This window comes from Tistlia sp. (assembly GCF_040905785.1).
Taxonomy (GTDB): Bacteria; Pseudomonadota; Alphaproteobacteria; order Kiloniellales; family DSM-21159; genus Tistlia.
In genome coordinates this window covers 1-12,793 of record NZ_JBBDQW010000023.1, presented here as the reverse complement: position 1 = coordinate 12,793, position 12,793 = coordinate 1, and the positions used below count along the sequence as shown (strand labels likewise).

The 12,793-nt window shown below is 71.5% G+C and carries 10 protein-coding genes; 8 read left to right on the top strand and 2 right to left on the bottom strand.

Annotation, left to right across the window (positions count from 1 at the left end; genetic code table 11):
* Positions 1–31: 31 nt before the first annotated feature.
* Positions 32–694, bottom strand: a complete 663-nt coding sequence (locus WD341_RS05615; RefSeq protein WP_368424451.1) for a helix-turn-helix domain-containing protein — start codon at positions 692–694, stop codon at positions 32–34.
* A gap of 227 nt (positions 695–921) precedes the next feature.
* On the opposite strand from WD341_RS05615, the gene WD341_RS05610 reads away from it, so the two are divergent.
* The 8 genes from WD341_RS05610 to WD341_RS05575 all read left to right on the top strand — a co-directional run bounded on the left by WD341_RS05610 (position 922) and on the right by WD341_RS05575 (position 11,343).
* Complete coding sequence (locus tag WD341_RS05610) at positions 922–2,229, top strand: TRAP transporter large permease (protein ID WP_368424450.1); 1,308 nt, start codon at positions 922–924, stop codon at positions 2,227–2,229.
* Between the two features lie 71 nt (positions 2,230–2,300).
* On the top strand, positions 2,301–4,313 hold the full coding sequence (locus tag WD341_RS05605; RefSeq protein ID WP_368424449.1) for a hydantoinase/oxoprolinase family protein: 2,013 nt from the start codon (positions 2,301–2,303) through the stop codon (positions 4,311–4,313).
* 4 nt (positions 4,314–4,317) lie between these two features.
* On the top strand, positions 4,318–5,991 hold the full coding sequence (locus tag WD341_RS05600) for a hydantoinase B/oxoprolinase family protein (RefSeq protein WP_368424448.1): 1,674 nt from the start codon (positions 4,318–4,320) through the stop codon (positions 5,989–5,991).
* A 4-nt stretch (positions 5,992–5,995) separates the two neighbouring features.
* Positions 5,996–7,264 carry an NAD(P)/FAD-dependent oxidoreductase gene (locus tag WD341_RS05595; RefSeq protein WP_368424447.1) on the top strand — a complete coding sequence of 423 codons (1,269 nt, stop codon included), beginning with the start codon at positions 5,996–5,998 and terminating at the stop codon, positions 7,262–7,264.
* Between the two features lie 26 nt (positions 7,265–7,290).
* On the top strand, positions 7,291–8,931 hold the full coding sequence (gene ggt, locus WD341_RS05590; protein WP_368424446.1) for a gamma-glutamyltransferase: 1,641 nt from the start codon (positions 7,291–7,293) through the stop codon (positions 8,929–8,931).
* A 207-nt stretch (positions 8,932–9,138) separates the two neighbouring features.
* The gene (locus tag WD341_RS05585) at positions 9,139–10,170 is read left to right on the top strand and encodes a sensor histidine kinase (RefSeq protein WP_368424445.1); all 1,032 of its coding nucleotides are present in this window, start codon (positions 9,139–9,141) and stop codon (positions 10,168–10,170) included.
* A gap of 79 nt (positions 10,171–10,249) precedes the next feature.
* Positions 10,250–10,393, top strand: coding sequence for a hypothetical protein (locus tag WD341_RS05580; RefSeq protein WP_368424444.1), 144 nt, complete (start codon positions 10,250–10,252; stop codon positions 10,391–10,393).
* Entirely contained in the window at positions 10,390–11,343 is a 954-nt protein-coding gene (locus WD341_RS05575) for a hypothetical protein (RefSeq protein ID WP_368424443.1), read from the top strand. Before WD341_RS05580 ends, WD341_RS05575 begins: the two co-directional genes overlap by 4 nt.
* Here the strand turns inward: WD341_RS05575 and WD341_RS05570 are convergent.
* The gene (locus WD341_RS05570) at positions 11,340–12,305 is read right to left on the bottom strand and encodes a YbhN family protein (protein WP_368424442.1); all 966 of its coding nucleotides are present in this window, start codon (positions 12,303–12,305) and stop codon (positions 11,340–11,342) included. The two genes, WD341_RS05575 and WD341_RS05570, sit on opposite strands and share 4 nt — an antisense overlap.
* Between the last annotated feature and the right edge of the window lie 488 nt (positions 12,306–12,793).

Sequence of the window (12,793 nt, the reverse complement as noted above, 5' to 3'; positions counted from 1 at the left end):
CCCCCCCCCCCCGCCCCCGGCTTCGCCGGCTTCAGTAGAAGGGCGGGGAGGTGACCCAGATGATCCGGGTCGTGACCTTGCCGGGATTGAACGACTGGTGCGGCAGGGTGCTCTTGAAGCGGAAGGAATCGCCCTTGCGCAGCTGGAAGTGGTCGCCGCCGACCCAGAGGTCGAGCTCGCCCTCCAGCAGGTAGCCGCACTCCTCGCCGGGATGGCTGTAGTTCTCGCTGCCAGTGGTGCCGCCCGGCTCGATGACGACGATCAGCATCTGCAGCGTGCCCGACAGGTCGGGCGTCACGAGCTCCTTGACGATCCGCTTGTGCGGCAGCTCCAGGCGCCGGCCCGCGCCCCCCCGGACGATGACGTCGCGCTCGCGCGGCGGCGGCATCCGGCCGTCGTTGAAGAACCAGATCGGCGGCACGCCCAGCGCCTCGGACAGGGCCCTGAGAGAGCGCAGCGAGGGCGAGGAGGTGCCGCGCTCGATCTGGCTGAGCAGCCCGATCGACAGGCCCGAGGCCTCGTTCAGCTGCTTCAGCGACATGCCGCGCGCCTTGCGCAGGTCGCGCACCTGGCGGCCGACCCAGCCGTCCGATCCCTCGCCGCCCTCGGCGACGAACTTCTGCCGGACCCGGGTCAGGGCCGGCTGCTCGGCCGCCTGCGTCGGCGGCTGCGGGGAGGGCAGGGTCGATGTCATGGAAAATGAAATTGCCGTTTGCGATGTTCAGTCTACTGGCCTAGTATTTTAGTTCTATGTACGCAGAAATCCAGCGTTTTTCTGAGTACCGTTGATTGCAGAGGAGGCGGCGTCGGGCGCAGGGCCCGAGGTTGCTCCCGACCTCGCGAGGGGCTGCCGGCGGCACCGTCAAACCTGGGATCTCGGTATCGCAGGGCCTGGCCGCAGGCTCCGTCAGGTGAGGGTTCATGGATCGCGTCGACGTCGGTTTGGCAGGTATCGGGGTTCTGCTGCTTCTCCTCGTCTTGCGCGTGCCCATCGGCGTCGGCCTGGCCGTGGTCGCCTTCTTCGGCGTCGTCGTCGTCACCAATTCGAACGTCGCCTTCGGCCTGCTCGGCAACGTGCCCTACGAGTTCATCGGCGACTGGTCGCTGTCGGCCGTGCCGATGTTCATGTTCATGGGCTTCCTGGCGACGGAGATGAAGCTGACCCGCTCGCTCTTCGGCGCGATGCGGGTGCTGTTGGCCGGACTGCCCGGTAGCCTGGCGGTCTCCAGCGTCGCGGCCTGCGCGCTCTTCGCCGCCGCCTCGGGCTCCTCGGTGGCGACCTCGGCCTCGATGAGCCGGATCGCCGTGCCGGAGATGCTGAAGCTGGGCTACAACCCCGGCCTGGCCGCCGGCTCGGTTGCCGCGGCCGGCACGCTGGGCTCGCTGATCCCGCCGTCCATCCTGATGGTCATCTTCGGCATCTTCGCCGAGGTCTCGATCGGCAAGCTGTTCGCCGCCGGGATCATCCCCGGCATCCTCTCGGCGGTCATGTTCAGCGCGATGATCATGGCGCGCGCCAAGCTCGACCCGGGCCTCGCGCCGGACATGGCGGAGCGCCCGAGCGCGGCCGACCGGCTGTGGGCGATGCGCCAGATCTGGCCGCTGCCCGTGCTCGTGGTCGGCGTGCTGGGCGGCATCTACGCGGGCCTCTTCACCCCGACCGAGGCGGGGGCGGCGGGCGCCGGCCTGACCATCCTGATCGCCCTGCTCCAGCGGCACTTCTCCCTGGCCGCCTGCTGGACCGCGGCGCGCCAGGCCGTCGAGGGCACGGCCTCGATCTTCATCATCGCCGTCGGCGCCGGGCTGTTCGCGCGCTTCATGGCCCTGACCGGGGTCCCGGACTTCCTGGCCGAGCAGTTCCTCGCCTTCGGCGACGCGCCGATCCTGCTGATCCTGCAGATCGCGCTGCTCTACCTGCTGCTCGGCTGCTTCATCGATTCGATCGGCATCATGCTGCTGACGCTGCCGATCGTCCTGCCCCTGCTGCACGGCGCCGACGTCGACCTGATCTGGTTCGGGGTCCTGGTCATCAAGCTGCTGGAGATCGGCCTGGTGACGCCGCCGGTCGGGCTCAACGTCTTCGTGATGAAATCCTCGCTCGGAAACCTGGTGACGCTGCCGCAGATCTTCCGCGGCGTCGCCTGGTTCATTCTCGCCGACCTGGTCACGCTCGGCCTGCTGATCGCCTTCCCGAGCCTGTCGACCTGGCTGCCTTCGCTGATGAAATGACGCCGCGATCCCGCCCGGCGCGCCCGGCGGGGACCACCGCGGACAACCGAATACATGGAGAGGAGTACTCGATGCGCGTAGGTGTTGAGGTCGGTGGCACGTTCACCGATCTGGTCGCGGTGGAGGACGGCCGCATCATCGTTACCAAGGTCCGCAGCACGCCCCACAGCCCCGACATTGGGGCGCTCGACGCGATCCGCCAGGCCGACCTGACGCTCGCCGCGGTGACCGAGCTGGCGCACGGCTCGACGGTCGCGACCAACGCGGTCCTGGAGCGCAAGGGCACCAAGGTCGCCTTCGTCACGACCGCCGGGTTCCGCGACATCCTGTTCCTGCAGCGCCACGACCGCCGCTCGATCTACGACATCCACTACCAGAAGCCGGAGCCGGTCATGGCGCGGCGCGACTGCTTCGAGGTGGCCGAGCGGGTGCTCGCCGACGGCAGCGTCGTCGAGGCGCTCGACGAGGCCGCGGTGCGCGAGACCCTGGTCCCGCTGATCGCCGCCGGCAACTACAAGTCGGTCGCCGTCTGCCTGCTCAACAGCTATGCCAACCCGGCCCACGAGATCCGGCTCGCCGAGATTATCGAGACCGCGCTGCCCGGCGTCCTGGTGACCCGCTCCAGCGAGGTCGTGCGCATCTTCCGCGAGTACGAGCGCGCCTCGACGACCAGCCTCTCGGCCTACGTCCAGCCGGTCATCGACAGCTACCTGCGGCGCTTCGAGCAGCAGCTCGACGAAGCCGGCTTCACCGGCCACCTGACCGTCATGCAGTCCAACGGCGGCCGCCTGCCGGCCTCGGCCATGCGCCGCAGCGCGATCACGGCGCTCTTCTCCGGCCCGGCCGCCGGCGTCGTCGGCGCGACCCGCCAGGTCGGCAAGTCGGGCTTCGAGGACCTCATCACCTTCGACATGGGCGGCACCTCGACCGACGTCTGCCTGGTCGAGAAGGGGCGCCCGGCCCTGACCATGGAGACCGAGATCGGCGGGCTGCCGGTCATGACCCCGGTGCTCGACATCGTCACGGTCGGCGGCGGCGGCGGCTCGATCGCCTGGATCGACGACGGCGGCATGCTGCGCGTCGGCCCGCAGAGCGCCGGCGCCGATCCGGGCCCGGCCTGCTACGGCTTCGGCGGCGAGCAGCCGACCGTCACCGACGCCCAGGTCGTGCTCGGCGCGGTGCGTCCCGAGGCCTTCCTCGGCGGCCGCATGAAGATCGACACCGAGGCCGCGCGCGCCGCCTTCGCCGGGATCGCCGAGCACTTCGGCCTGTCGATCGACGAGGCCGCGGAAAGCGTCGTCAAGCTGGTCAACTCGAACATCGTGCGCGCCATCCAGCTGGTCTCGACCGAGCGCGGCCGGGACCCGCGCGACTACGCCCTGGTGCCCTTCGGCGGCGGCGGCCCGCTGCACGCCGCGGCGATCGCCGAGGAGCTCGGCATCGGCACGATCTGCGTGCCGCCCAACGCCGGCGTCATCTCGGCCTACGGCCTGCTCGCCTCCGACTTCGTCAAGTTCGCCAGCCGGACCAGCAAGATGCCGATGGACTCCGGGCCCAGCGAGGGCGCCAGGGTGTTCCGCGAGCTGCGCGACGAGCTGCTCGAGGAGTTCCGGCAGATGGGTCTGGACACCGAGCGCCTGTCCTTCACCTACACCGCCGACATGCGCTTCGTCGGCCAGGCCTTCGAGCTCGCCGTCGAGCTGCCGGCCGAGCGGCTCGACAGCCTCGCCGTCGAGGACTTCGGCAAGGGCTTCGAGGCGGCGCACTACCGGATGTTCTACCATGGCGTCGGCGCCAACCGGGCGATCGAGATCGTCTCGCTGCGGGTCGGCGCCACCTATCCCGCCGAATCGATCCCCGAGATGAGCGCCATCGACAAGGGCGGGCGCGACCCCGCCGACCATCCGATCTTCAGCGGCGGGCGCTGGATCGACTGCCAGCACCTGGGCGGCAGCTCGCTGGTCCAGGGCCAGAGGATCGACAGGCCGACGATTGTCGAAGGCAGCACCGCCACCACATACATTCCCGCTGGTTGGCAGGCCGAGCTCGACGCGGCCGGAAACCTGGTGATGAAGAGGAGCTAAGCCCATGAACATCAGCCCGCTCGACTACGCCGTCATCAGCCAGGGGATCCAGGCCGCCGCCCGCGAGATGGGCGTCAAGCTGATCCGCTCGGCCTATTCCACGATCCTGCGCGAGGCCCGCGACGGCTCGGCCGCGCTGCTCGACGCCAAGGGCCGGACCATCGCCCAGGCCGAGCTGATCCCGATGCAGCTCGGCACCATCGATGCCATCGTCCAGCCCTGCCTGGAGCTCTATCCGCCGGAGACGCTGCAGGAGGGCGATTTCCTGATCAACAACCACCCCTATCACGGCGGCCAGCACCTCCAGGACGTCTTCATCTTCAACCCGATCTTCTTCGAGGGCGAGCTGATCGGCTTCGGCGCCAGTGTCGCGCACCACCTCGACCTCGGCGGCGGCAGCGCCGGCCTCAACCCCGAGGCCTCGGACATCTACCAGGAGGGCATCCTGATCCCGCCCTCGAAGTACAACATGGAGCGCGACTGGAACGGCGGGAACTTCGAGCGCCTGATCGCCGCCAACATCCGCGTGCCGACCCAGACCATCGGCGACTTCAACGCCCAGTTCGCCGCCAACTTCATGGGCGGCGGCCGCCTCAAGGAGCTCTGCGCCAAGCACGGGCTCGCGGCGGTGCGCGAGACCATGGAGGAGATGCTGAACTACGCCGAGCGGCGCGTGCGCGCCGCCATCCTTGAGGTCCCCGACGGCGTCTACACCGGCGAGGACTGCATCGACGACGCCGGCTTCGGCGGCGACGCGCCGGTCTGGATCCGCGCCAAGGTCACGGTCAAGGGCGACAGCGTCGACATCGACTTCGAGGGCACCGACGACCAGGTCGCCTGCAACATCAACTGCCCCTTCGCCTCGACCCAGTCGGTCGCGCTCTCGGCCATCAAGGTCGTGCTGACCGGCTCCGACGTGCCCTTCAACTCGGGGCTGCGGCGGCCGATCAGCTTCCGCGCGCCCTACGGCTCGGTGCTCAACCCCAAGCCGCCGGCGCCGGTGCGCGCGCGCATGATCTCGGCCTACCGGGCCTACGACGCGATCATGAAGGCGCTCGCCAAGGCGGTACCGGAGAAGGTCACGGCGATGGGCTTCGACTGCACGACCATCGCCTGCCTGTCGCACTTCGACGAGCGCGGCTTCGCCGTCCACATCGAGCCCTACGGCGGCGGCTTCGGCGGCGGCCTGGAGTCGGACGGCTGCGACGCCATCGACAACCAGCTGTCGAACTGCGCCAACACGCCGGTCGAGGCGCTCGACGCCGGCTACGACTTCTTCCGCATCAAGTCCTACGAAATGGTCGCGGACTCCTTCGGCCACGGCAAGCACCGCGGCGGCGCCGGCTTCCTGCGCACCTACGAGGTGCTCAAGGAGGGCGCGCGCTTCGCGATCTACTCCGACCACCACAAGTTCGCCGCCGCCGGCCTGTTCGGGGGCGGGGAGGGCACGCTCGGCTACTGCCGCGTCCGGCGCGGCAACGAGCTGATCGAGGTCGGTTCGAAGAACCTGGTCGAGCTGAAGAAGGGCGACATCGTCGAGGTCTTCTGCGGCGGCGGCGGCGGCTACGGCGACCCGCGCGAGCGGGCGGCGGCCGACGTCGAGCGCGACGTCGCCGAGGGGCTGCTGACGGCCGGTGCGGCGTCGCGCTACTACGGGATGTCGGTCGCGGCCGAATAGCCCGATGCGCGGCATCCTCTGGGAGGACACGGCGGCCGAGCCGCCGCTGTCCGCCCCGGCCTTCGCCGGCGAGGCCGCCTGCTCGGTGGCGGTGATCGGCGGCGGCTACGCCGGCCTCTCCGCCGCGCTGCACCTCGCCGGCCAGGGCACCGACTGCTGCCTGCTCGAGGCCGGCAGCGTCGGGGCCGGGGCTTCGGGCCGCAACAACGGCCAGGTCATTCCCGGCCTCAAGCTCGCGCCCGACGCGCTGGAGGAGCGCTACGGCGACGCCGGCGCCGCCGTGGTCGAGACCGCCTCGGGCGCCGCCGACCGCGTCTTCGAGCTGATCGAGCGCCACGCCATCGCCTGCGAGCCGGATCGCCGCGGCTGGCTGCGCGCCGCCCACAGCGGCGTCGCCCTGGCTTCGGTCGAGAAGCTCGCGCGGGCCTGGCAGGCGCGCGGCGCGCCCGTCGACCTGCTCGACGCCGGGGCGACGGCGCAGGCGCTCGGCAGCGACTTCTACCTGGGCGGCCTGCTCGACCGGCGGGCCGGGCGCCTGCAGCCGCTGGCCTATTGCCGCGGCCTGGCGCGGGCGGCGCGCGCGGCCGGCGCCCGGCTGCACGAGCAGAGCCCGGTGCTCTCGCTGCGGCGAGAGGGCGGCTGCTGGCTGCTCGAGACCGCGCGGGGTCGCCTGACGGCCGAGGCCGTGATCCTGGCCGTCGGGGCCTACGGCGAGCGGCTCTGGCCGGGCTGGTCGCGGACCTACATCGCGGTGCAGTCGATGCAGCTCGCCTCGGCGCCGCTCTCCGACAACCTGCGCGCCGCGGTCATGCCCGGCGCCTCGGCCATGTCGGACACGCGCAAGCTCGCCAACGCCATCCGCCTCGACGCCGCTGGGCGCGTCTGCATCGCCGGGCGCGGGCCCTTGAGCGGACGCCTCGACGCCGGCGTCGTCCGCCAGCTGCAAGGCGGCCTGACCCGCCTGTTCCCGGCGCTCGCCGAGGCCGCCTGGAGCCACGCCTGGCCGGGCCGCGTCGCCATCACCCGGGACGAGCTGCCGCGCCTCGCCGCGCCCGCGCCGGGGCTCTACGGCATCGTCGGCTTCAACGGGCGCGGCGTCGCCATGGCGACCGCGCTCGGCCGCGCCGCCGCCGCCCCCGCCCTGGGCCGGCCGGCCGGCTTTCCGGTCGTGCCCTCGGCGCCGGTGCCGCTGCACCGCCTGCGCAGGCCCCTGCTGGCGGCGGCGGTCTCCTACTACCGGCTGCGCGACGGCCTCGGCCTCGCCAGCCGCTGATCTTCACTCTTCCCCGCGAGGACGCCATGACTTCCGCAGCCATGATCAGCACGCCGCAGCCCGAGGCCAGCGAGACGGGCGTCGAGATCCTGCGGCGCGGCGGCAACGCGGTCGACGCCGCCATCGCCGCGGCGCTGGTGCAGGGCGTCGTCGATCCGCAGATGTGCGGGATCGCCGGCTTCGGCAGCCTGCAGCTCTACCTGCCGGCCAAGGGCTTCCACGGCTTCATCGACTTCCACGGCCGGACGCCGGCGGCGGCGCGCCCCGACATGTGGCAGGACCTGATCGAGGGCGAGACGCGCGACGGCTTCGGCTTCCTGCTCAAGGGGCGGGTCAACGACGCCGGCTACCAGTCGATCACCGTGCCCGGCAGCCTCAAGGCCTACTTCGAGGCCCAGACCGCGCACGGCGTCATGGACTGGGCCGACGTCGTACAGCCGGCGATCGAGCAGGCCGAGGCCGGGGCGGTGATCCGCCCCCACGTCCACTTCTTCTGGACCGAGGACGACGGCATGGGCCGCGTCGTGGTTTCGGAGCGGCTGGCCATGACGCCCGCGGGCCGGCGCATCTATTTCCGTCCCGACGGCAGCCTCAAGGGCCCGGGCGAGCGCCTGGACAACCCCGACCTCGCCCGCACCCTGCGGCTGATCGCCCGCGAGGGCGCCGACGTCTTCTATCTCGGCGAGATCGCCGAGCGCATCGAGGCCGACATGAAGGCCAACGGCGGCCTGCTCTCGACCCAGGACCTGAAGGACTACAGGACCCGCCACGTCGAGCCGCTGTGGGGCCGTTTCCGCGACTTCCTCGTCGCCAGCAACCAGCCGCCGGGCGGCGGCGTCATGCTGATCGAGATGCTGCAGATCCTCGAGCACTTCGACCTGCGCGCGCTCGGCCACAACTCGGCCGACTACCTGCGGGTCGTCTGCGAGGCGATGAAGCGGGCGACCAGCGACAAGGACGACTTCGTCGGCGACCCCGCCTTCTTCGAGGTGCCGCTCGCCCGGCTGACCGACCCGGCCTACGCGCGCGAGCTGGCCGGGCGCATCGAGGCCGGCGAGGTCGCGCACGTGGAACGCTACGGCGCGGGCGGGCGCTCCGGGGGCGGGCAGCCGGAATCGAAGAACACGACCCAGGTCTCGGTCGCCGACGCCGCCGGCAACCTCGTCTCCATGACCCACTCGCTGGGCATGCCGTCGGGCGTCGTCACCGAGGGGCTGGGCTTCATGTACAACGGCTGCATGGGCGTCTTCGACCCGCGGCCGGGGCGGGCGAACTCGATCGCGCCGGGCAAGGCCCGCTTCAGCTCGATCTGCCCGAGCCTCGTCTTCCGGGGCGAGGAGCCGCGTCTCGTCATCGGTGCGCCGGGCGGCACGCAGATCGCCATGGGCGTGCTGCAGGCCACGCTGAACGTCCTGGAGTTCGGCATGCCGATCCTGGAGGCGATCTGCGCGCCGCGCTTCTCGGCGACCAGCGATGCCATCGACGTCACCAACCGGATTCCACGCTTCGTCACGCGGGCGCTGGAGGCGCGCGGCTACCGGGTCGAGCGCAGCCACCTGAGCTACGGCATCGCCGCGGTTCACGGCCTCGAGCGCCACGCCGACGGCAGCTGGTCCGGCGCCGCCGACCCCGGCCACGACGGCATGGCGTTGGGCGTCGAGGGCTGACAGGGGGGCGTGCCGGCGCTCCGCCCATGCGCGGGTATCGGCTATCGAAGATACCAATCTACGTTGCATCGACCCAACCTGTGATGTACTTGTCACTTACCGACTCATGTAAGTGTCGGGGGCGAGCGGAGCGCCGCCCGGACGGTGCCCCGGCTCGCTGACAGGAACGGCCGCAAAGCGCGCGCGGTCGGTCGGGGGGCGACAGGAATGTCAGTGGCATTGGGCCTGATGCGCGCCTTCGAGCGTTCGCGGAAGCTGCGCGCGCTGGGCTGGTTCGGATACGCCTTTGGCTTGGCCGGCTGCGGCCTCGCGCTCGGCCTCCCGCTCTGGCTCGGCGACGCCATGGCGAGCTTTCCCTACCTCACCTTCTATCCGGTCGTCGTGCTGACCACCTTCTTCGGCGGCGTCCGGCCGGGCATCTTCAGCGCCGCGCTCGGCGGCCTCGCCGCCTGGTACTTCTTGATGCCGCCGGGCCCGGGCTTCGGGCTGCTCTGGCCGAGCACCTACCTGGCGCTGGCGCTCTACCTGCTGACCGTCGCCCTCAACATCGCGGTGATCGACGCCCTGAGCCGGGCCTTGGCCGGCCTGGCCGCGCAGCAGCGCCGGACCGCCCGGCTGCTCGCCCGCCAGGCCACGCTGTTCCGCGAGCTGCAGCACCGCGTCGCCAACAACATGGCCTTCGTCGCCAGCCTGCTCACCCTGCAGAAGCGCAAGCTCGATCCGAACAGTGCGGCGGCAGACGCGCTCGAGGACGCGCGCGGCCGGATCTTCACCATGGAGCGCATCCACCGCCGGCTCCACGACCCGGCCCAGGTCGACCTGCCGGTCGGCGCCTTCCTCGAGGAGCTCTGCCGCGACATCCTGGAGGCCAACGGCAACCGCACTGTCGCCTGCCGGGTCGAGGCGCCGCCGCTGGTGCTCGACTTCGACAGGCTGGTGACGCTCTCTATGCTGGTCGCCGAGATCGTCCTCAACGCGCTGAAGCACGCCTACGGCCCCGACCAGGCCGGCAGCATCCTGGTCAGCCTCGAGGGCGAGGCGGCGAGCGGCCTGGAGCTGCGGGTGCGCGACGACGGCCGCGGCCTGCCGCCCGGCTTCGATCCCGACCGGAGCAGCGGCCTGGGCATGCGCATCGTCCAGGGCCTGGTCACCCAGCTCGGCGGCACCATCGAATGGCGCGCCGCCGAGCCCGACGGCAGCGGCACCCTCGCCGTGGTGCGCTTCGCGGTCCAGGGCTGACTCGCCGATCGGTTGTGGCGGGCGCAGGCCTCGCATAGGCTTGCCGGCGGACGGGGTACGGGCAGGGGGAGGCGGGGGCATGGCGGACGGGGGCATGGCGGACGGATTGCGCGCGCGGCCGGTGACGGGACTTCTCGCCGACAGCCTTCGGCTCTATCTCGATCTCCGCGTCCGGAAGGAGGGCATAGACCGGGCGAGCCTGGCTGCCGAGCTGGCGCGGTGACGGGACTCGACGAAAGCCGGATCGGAAGTGCGAACCCGGGCGGCTCTTGGAGGGAACTCCGCCGCTGGCTGCTCGAGTGTCTCTACCTCTATCGGCGGCACCTCGTCGTCCTGGTGCTGGTCTTCGCCCTCGTGGACCTGCCGCTGACGCTGTTCCGGATGTTCGTCTGGCTGCCGTTCGACCAGGTCCCGGAATCCTACCGGCTCCCTCTCGATACCGCATGGAATCTGCTGATCGGTCTCGGGGGGATGATCGCGTGGGGCGCGACGCTGGTGGCGGCGTCGGCGGTGCTGTCGGGGCAGAGGCCGCGGCTCGGCGCGGCCTATCTGCAGCTCCTCAAGGCCGGGCCGAGTTACGTGCTGCTGTGCTTTGCCGGTTTCGTTCTCGTGTACGCCCTGGACTTGCTGGTGATCTTCCCGGCGCTCACCCTGGCAGCGCGTGAGGGCGAGCTGTCGGATCCTGTGGTCCTTTTCTGGTTCGTCTACGAAGACGTGGCGCGCGTCGCCATCTGGGCCGTGGCTTTCGTCGCGGTATTCGGCCTTGCTGCCGTTGCGGTCGCCGTCGGAAAGGCGGGTGCCGGGCAGGCGCTGCGTCGTGGCTGGCTGCTGCTGCGGAGCGATCTCCGGCGCAATCTCCTTCTCCTGGCCGGCTGCGCTCTCGCGCTGGCCGTCCCCATCGGGTGGCTGACGACGATCCTGCTCGTGGTGCTGTTCCACGGTTTCCCGGACAGCCTGACAGGCTGGTACCTCGCCGAGCCGCCCGCGTTCGGCCCGCTGCAAACCTGGCCGGAAACCCAGCTGCAGCAGTACGGGCCCACGATCCTGTCTACCGCGTTGCCGCTGTTGCTCAACCCCCTGGCCGCTCTGATCGTGGTCCGGCTCTATCTCGATCTGCGGGTGCGGCGCGGCGAACTCGACGCCGCGGCCGTCAAGCTGCACCCGGACTCCTAGGCGCTGCGCCGCCTCCGCAGCGCGAAGGGCAGGAAGCAGAGGCCGAGGGCGACGGCGAACCAGAGGGTGGCGAGGCGCACGGTCAGGGTCGCGGCGAGCGCCGTCGCCGCCGGCACGCCGCGCAGCAGCAGCAGGCCGACCATGCCGGCCTCGGTGCCGCCGAGGCCGCCCGGCAGCAGCGAGGCGACGCCGACGACCAGCGACAGCGCGAAGACGGCGACGGCCTCGGGCAGGGCGAGCGGGCTGCCGAGCGCCTGCAGGACCAGCCACAGGCCGGCGCCCTCGCAGCCCCAGCCGACCAGGCCCAGGCCGACGCCGGCCAGCCACAGCCCCGGCCGGCGCAGGCGCTCGCCCTGGCGCAGCGCCCGGCGCGCCTGGGCGAAGCCGCGCGGCCAACGTCTCAGGCGGCCGTAGAGGGCGCCGACCAGGGCGATCAGCGGCGCCGGCCTCAGGAACAGCAGCAGCAGGCCGCCGCCCAGCCCAACCGCCACGGGCAGGGCGAGGGCGCCGCCGACTACCCAGCCGAGCGCGCCCAGCGACAGCACGCTCAGGGCCAAGAGGTCGCAGAGGCGGTCGGCCAGGAACACCGGCAGGGTGCGCGCGTAGGACAGGCCGCAGCGGCGCTTGAGCAGCCACACGCGCAGCAGTTCGCCGGCCTTGCCGGGGGTGGCGGTCAGCGCGAAGCTCGCCATATACGTAAGGACGTCCTCGCCGAGCGGCGCCTGGGCGCCCAGCGGGCCGGCGAAGAGGCGCCAGCGCAGCAGGCGCACCGCATAGTTGACCAGCGACAGCGCGAGCAGGGCCGCGACCAAGCCGGCCGAGAGGCTGCCGAGGCGCTCGGCCAGGGCCGCCGGGTCGAGGACCGCCGCCGCGGCGCCGAAGGCCAGCAGGAAGACCGCGAAGCCGAGGCCGATGCGCCACAGGCGGCGGCGGTCGAGCGGGCCGGCGGCAGCGACGGTCATGCTGTCCCCTTCCGGGAGCGGGGGTCGCGCAGCTGCCGGGCGACCTTGCGGCGAAGCGGCCGGGGCGACCTTCCGCCCCTGGCATCGGCCGCCGCCGGCTTGTAACATGGCTTGGTTCGCATCTGCGGAATCTGCTATAAGAGTCGGGCTTCACACGCGCCGGCAAGTCCTTGCTTTGCAAAGTCGATTGCCGCCACCAGCGAGAGATCCTTGAGCGATATAGACCCCAACCTCGACGCCGACAGCGCGGAGCCGGCCGGCTCCCTTCCCTCACCCGACTCTTCGGCCGATTCTGGCGCCGGTTCCGGCGGGGGCTCCGGCCGTGGTCCGGGCGGCCCCGGCGGCAGCGGCCCCGGGGGCGGTGGCGCCGGGGGCGGCGGCGAAAGCGGCGTGACCAACGTCACGATCGAAGAGGAGATGCAGCGCAGCTACCTCGATTACGCGATGAGCGTGATCGTCAGCCGCGCGCTGCCCGACGTGCGCGACGG

Excerpts from the sequence above, each read along its gene's own strand:
- WD341_RS05615 (WP_368424451.1), bottom strand. The coding sequence starts at position 694 with ATGACATCGACCCTGCCCTCCCCGCAGCCGCCGACGCAGGCGGCCGAG.
- WD341_RS05610 (WP_368424450.1), top strand. The coding sequence starts at position 922 with ATGGATCGCGTCGACGTCGGTTTGGCAGGTATCGGGGTTCTGCTGCTT.
- WD341_RS05605 (WP_368424449.1), top strand. The coding sequence starts at position 2,301 with ATGCGCGTAGGTGTTGAGGTCGGTGGCACGTTCACCGATCTGGTCGCG.
- WD341_RS05600 (WP_368424448.1), top strand. The coding sequence starts at position 4,318 with ATGAACATCAGCCCGCTCGACTACGCCGTCATCAGCCAGGGGATCCAG.
- WD341_RS05595 (WP_368424447.1), top strand. The coding sequence starts at position 5,996 with ATGCGCGGCATCCTCTGGGAGGACACGGCGGCCGAGCCGCCGCTGTCC.
- ggt (WP_368424446.1), top strand. The coding sequence starts at position 7,291 with ATGACTTCCGCAGCCATGATCAGCACGCCGCAGCCCGAGGCCAGCGAG.
- WD341_RS05585 (WP_368424445.1), top strand. The coding sequence starts at position 9,139 with ATGTCAGTGGCATTGGGCCTGATGCGCGCCTTCGAGCGTTCGCGGAAG.
- WD341_RS05580 (WP_368424444.1), top strand. The coding sequence starts at position 10,250 with ATGGCGGACGGGGGCATGGCGGACGGATTGCGCGCGCGGCCGGTGACG.
- WD341_RS05570 (WP_368424442.1), bottom strand. The coding sequence starts at position 12,305 with ATGACCGTCGCTGCCGCCGGCCCGCTCGACCGCCGCCGCCTGTGGCGC.